General features: G+C 37.4%; 4 protein-coding genes. All 4 read left to right on the plus strand.

Annotated elements, in window-relative coordinates; translation table 11 throughout:
• The first annotated feature begins 650 nt into the window (after nucleotides 1-650).
• Genes AC3WOM_RS26500 through AC3WOM_RS26515 form a run of 4 tightly spaced genes read left to right on the plus strand, consistent with a single transcriptional unit; the run spans nucleotide 651 to nucleotide 4,054 of the window.
• Entirely contained in the window at nucleotides 651-1,568 is a 918-nt protein-coding gene (locus AC3WOM_RS26500; protein WP_492449137.1) for a metal ABC transporter solute-binding protein, Zn/Mn family, read from the plus strand.
• A gap of 9 nt (nucleotides 1,569-1,577) precedes the next feature.
• Complete coding sequence (locus AC3WOM_RS26505) at nucleotides 1,578-2,306, plus strand: metal ABC transporter ATP-binding protein (protein ID WP_427542874.1); 729 nt, start codon at nucleotides 1,578-1,580, stop codon at nucleotides 2,304-2,306.
• Between the two features lie 12 nt (nucleotides 2,307-2,318).
• Nucleotides 2,319-3,191, plus strand: a complete 873-nt coding sequence (locus AC3WOM_RS26510) for a metal ABC transporter permease (RefSeq protein ID WP_427542877.1) — start codon at nucleotides 2,319-2,321, stop codon at nucleotides 3,189-3,191.
• Nucleotides 3,188-4,054 carry a metal ABC transporter permease gene (locus AC3WOM_RS26515; RefSeq protein ID WP_427542881.1) on the plus strand — a complete coding sequence of 289 codons (867 nt, stop codon included), beginning with the start codon at nucleotides 3,188-3,190 and terminating at the stop codon, nucleotides 4,052-4,054. Before AC3WOM_RS26510 ends, AC3WOM_RS26515 begins: the two co-directional genes overlap by 4 nt.
• Nucleotides 4,055-4,240 lie beyond the last annotated feature (186 nt).

Here is a 4,240-nt window from a genome sequence, read left to right on the forward strand (position 1 = left end):
CTCGTCGCTCGCCCACAGGAAGCCTTGCTCTGCGCGAAAGCGAAGCGTCAGCGGCAAAGCGAGTAGCCTGGAACGGAGATCACCTTCATTTGACTTAGGAGTGTTCACAAAGAGTCCCTTGACCATTTAGTTTTTCAACACTATGACACCACTATTCTTGAGAAAAGATAGTGGTGTATTTTTGTGTTGGGCATTCATCTAATTTTATTTATTTTCCTTGAGAAAAAAATTTTTAAAAAGAAATTTTCATAAAATAGTTGAATTTTTTTTATATTAAGCATATATTTTTCCTAAGGGAAACAAAATATTATTCGAGAAAGAAGAGTGACTGAATGAAAGAGTTAGATGATTTAAAGCTGACGATCCTTCCGTTGAGCATTTTACTAATTCTTACACTTTTATGGGAACTAACAGAATCTGTTGGAGCGGGAATAATGATAATTGTTTTCTGGATAGGCTGGCGCCGGCTTATAAGAAAATTATTATAGATAAGGCATTGATGATACTACTATATGACAGTAACTGCTTGAGCGGACATAACAATCTAATCCTAAAAAATTGAAGAAGTGGAAGTATGTTAATGTCCGCGTCAAATAATCTATAGCAATGATCATCATGTCTGAATATAAAGAAAGAAGAGGTATTTACACATGAAACGTTTTTTAGGTGTAGTTGTTTTTTCACTCTCCCTTATGCTATTCGGGTGTTCTGCTGATACCACAAATGAGGATAGGGAAGGGGTTGTTGTCGCAACAACTGGTCAAATTGCGGATGCCATTAAAGCGATTAGTGGGAATCACTTGCAGGTTTCAGCATTAATGGGACCGGGTGTTGATCCACATTTATACAAAGCAACGCAAAGTGATTTATCGAAGCTGGATAAGGCAGAAGTTATTTTTTATAATGGCTTACATTTAGAGGGGCAAATGCTGGATATTTTTGAGCAGATGTCAAAAAGTAAATCTGTACTAGCTGTTGGAGAAACATTAAATAAGCAGGATTTACTAGCAAGTGATGATGATGCCATGTTACATGATCCGCATATTTGGTTTGATATCGAGCTTTGGAAGGGAGTCGTTCAGGCGATTGGTACTAAGCTACAAGAGGAATATCCAGAATTTAAAGATGATTTTCTAGCAAATGAGAAAGAGTATTTAAAACAGCTTGATGAATTACAAATATATGCAAAGGATAGAGTAAATGAAATTCCAGAAAAGCAACGTATTTTAGTAACAGCTCATGATGCTTTTAATTATTTTGGAAGAAGCCTGGGATTTGAGGTGCGCGGTTTACAGGGGCTAAGCACTGATTCCGAGTATGGTGTAAAGGATGTGCAGCAAATGGTTGATTTTTTAGTAGCCAACAAGATTAAGGCCATTTTTATCGAATCAAGTGTCTCCGATAAAGCCATGAAAGCAGTGATTGAAGGAGCAAAGGAAAAAGGGCACGACATTGTTATTGGTGGAGAATTATTCTCGGATGCAATGGGAGCAGAAGGATCAAAGGAAGGTACATATATCGGTATGTATCAACATAACATCGACACAATTGTCGATGCATTAAAGTAGGTGAGGAAAATGAATGCATTAACAGTAGAAAATCTTTCAGTAGCTTATGATAAAAAAACAGTTTTAGAAAATGCTTGTGTTTCAGTTCCAACTGGTCATCTATCTGCAATTATTGGTCCGAATGGAGCGGGAAAGTCAACCTTTTTAAAGGCAATCTTAAATCAACTACCAAATAAGGTAGGGAGAGTTGAGATACTTGGCAAGGTTTTTGAGCCGAAAAGCTTAGTGGTTGGCTATGTTCCTCAACGCAATGCAGTAGATTGGGATTTCCCTACAAATGCACTGGATATTGTGTTGATGGGGCGTTATGGGCATACAGGATTATTTAGAAGACCAACTAGAAAGGATAAAATTTTAGCACAGCAGGCTCTTGCAAGTGTAGGGATGGAGGACTTCGCTAATCGTTCCATTGGTCAACTTTCTGGTGGACAGCAGCAACGAGTATTTTTAGCACGAGCACTTGCTCAAAACGCAGATATCTATTTTTTAGACGAGCCTTTTGCTGGGGTCGATGCTGCTACAGAAAAAACGATTATTGATATTTTAAAAGATTTGAAGTTACAGGGTAAAAGTATTTTTGTCGTTCATCATGACTTACAAACGGTAAAAGACTATTTTGATTATACAATTCTTTTAAATAAAACGATTTTAGCATCAGGTGCAACGGAAGATGTTTTTACACCAGAGCAATTACAAAAAACATATGGTGGTAAACTTTTCATGATGCAGAATGTGTAAGGAGGGGACAATATGTTAAGTGGTAACTTATTGTGGGTACTTAGTGGAACCATGCTACTTGGAATAGCTGCTGGCATAACGGGCACTTTTTCCTTCTTACAAAAACAAAGCTTAGTTGGTGATGCTGCTGCACATGCTGCTTTACCAGGTATTGCACTCGCATTTTTGTTAACTGGACAAAAGGAATTACCGATTTTAATGCTTGGTGCAGGGATCACATCTGCTTTGTCCGTGTATTGTATACAATGGATTGTTTCTTTTTCAAAATTGAAGGCAGATGCAGCAATTGGCTTAGTATTAACTGTATTTTTTGGGATTGGTGTTGTCTTTTTAACAGTAGTTAATCGCAGCCCTTTAGGTAATCAAAGTGGGCTGAACAATTTTATTTTTGGTAAGGCAGCTACGATGACCAAGGCAGATTTAATGTGGCTTTTTATCAGTGCCACAATTATTATTTTAGTCAGTCTCCTGCTTTATAAAGAATGGAAGCTACTAATCTTTGACCCAGTGTATGCCAAAGGAATTGGTTTACCCATTGAAGCACTAAAGGCAATACTTACTGTTTTAATTGTGATGACCATCGTAACAGGTATACAGGCAGTGGGCGTTATCCTTATGTCAGCATTATTAATTATTCCAGCTGCAAGTGCAAAATTATGGACGAAAAAATTGAGTTCTATGCTTGTCCTTAGTGCCACTATCGGTGGAATATCTGGCATAACGGGAACCTTTATTAGTGCTATGCGTACTGGCCTATCAACAGGACCAATTATTGTATTAGTAGCGGCTATTATTTTCTTTATCTCTTATTTTATAAGCCCATCTGGACAAATTAGTAAATATCGTAGGAAAATGCAGTTTCGAAAGCAAGGTGAGCTAGGATGATAGAGTTTTGGGTTATTTTAACTGGCATTTTAGTTGGTATTACCTGTGGAATTGCAGGGGTTTTTCTTATCTTGCGTAGGATGTCGATGATTGCAGATGCGATTAGCCATACCGTATTGTTTGGTATTGTTATGGCGTTTATAATTACCCAAACATTAAATGGTTTTTGGATGCTCATCGGTGCAGCAGCTGCGGGGATTTTAACAGCCTATCTAGTGCAATTGCTACATTCTTCAGGTATACAGGAAGATGCAGCCATTGGTGTGGTCTTTACTTCCTTGTTTGCGGCTGGTGTGCTCCTCATAACTTTATTTGCAGGTAATGTACATTTAGATGTAGAGCATGTATTAATGGGAGAAATTGCTTTTGTTCCTTGGGATAGATGGACTTTTCTTTCCATCACATTGCCAAAAGCTGTATGGATGCTATTGCTTGTGCTAATTATTAACATAGTGTTTCTTCTATTATTCTTTAAGGAAATGAAGCTAACTACCTTTGATCCTGTTTATGCTGCCTCCATTGGTGTTCCTGTACTATTTCTGCATTATGGGTTTATGACATCAATATCCTTTACAACGGTAGCTGCTTTTGATAGTGTTGGTGCTATTTTAGTTGTTGCTATGCTAATAGGTCCAGCGGCCACCTCCTATTTAATAAGCAAATCAATTAAGCAAATGTTTTTATATAGCATGGCTTTTGGTGCCGCAGCAGCAGTTATAGGCTATTATTTGGCAAAGCTTTGGGATACGTCCATTGCAGGGATGATGGCGACTATAGTAGGTGTTCTATTTGTTCTGACATTAATTAGTCAAAAAATCATTGATCAACGTAGAAAAGCGCTTGTAAGTAAATTTGAAGTATAGAAGTATAAAGTGAACAGAACATTTAAAAGGAATCGAGCAATTTTCTCGATTCCTTTTATTATTTTTGTTTACCATATCGTGTTAGTAGCAATTCTTTTCTATAGAAATAAAGGCTCAACACCAAAATCTGTTCTTGCTAAAAAAGAATACAAAAAAACATCTGTATCCGCTAGAGTTGAGAGTACG

This window comes from Lysinibacillus sp. FW301-JW8 (assembly GCF_058788755.1).

Bases quoted from the DNA above. Each gene is read 5' to 3' on its own strand.
- AC3WOM_RS26500 (WP_492449137.1), top strand. From the start codon at position 651: ATGAAACGTTTTTTAGGTGTAGTTGTTTTTTCACTCTCCCTTATGCTA.
- AC3WOM_RS26505 (WP_427542874.1), top strand. From the start codon at position 1,578: ATGAATGCATTAACAGTAGAAAATCTTTCAGTAGCTTATGATAAAAAA.
- AC3WOM_RS26510 (WP_427542877.1), top strand. From the start codon at position 2,319: ATGTTAAGTGGTAACTTATTGTGGGTACTTAGTGGAACCATGCTACTT.
- AC3WOM_RS26515 (WP_427542881.1), top strand. From the start codon at position 3,188: ATGATAGAGTTTTGGGTTATTTTAACTGGCATTTTAGTTGGTATTACC.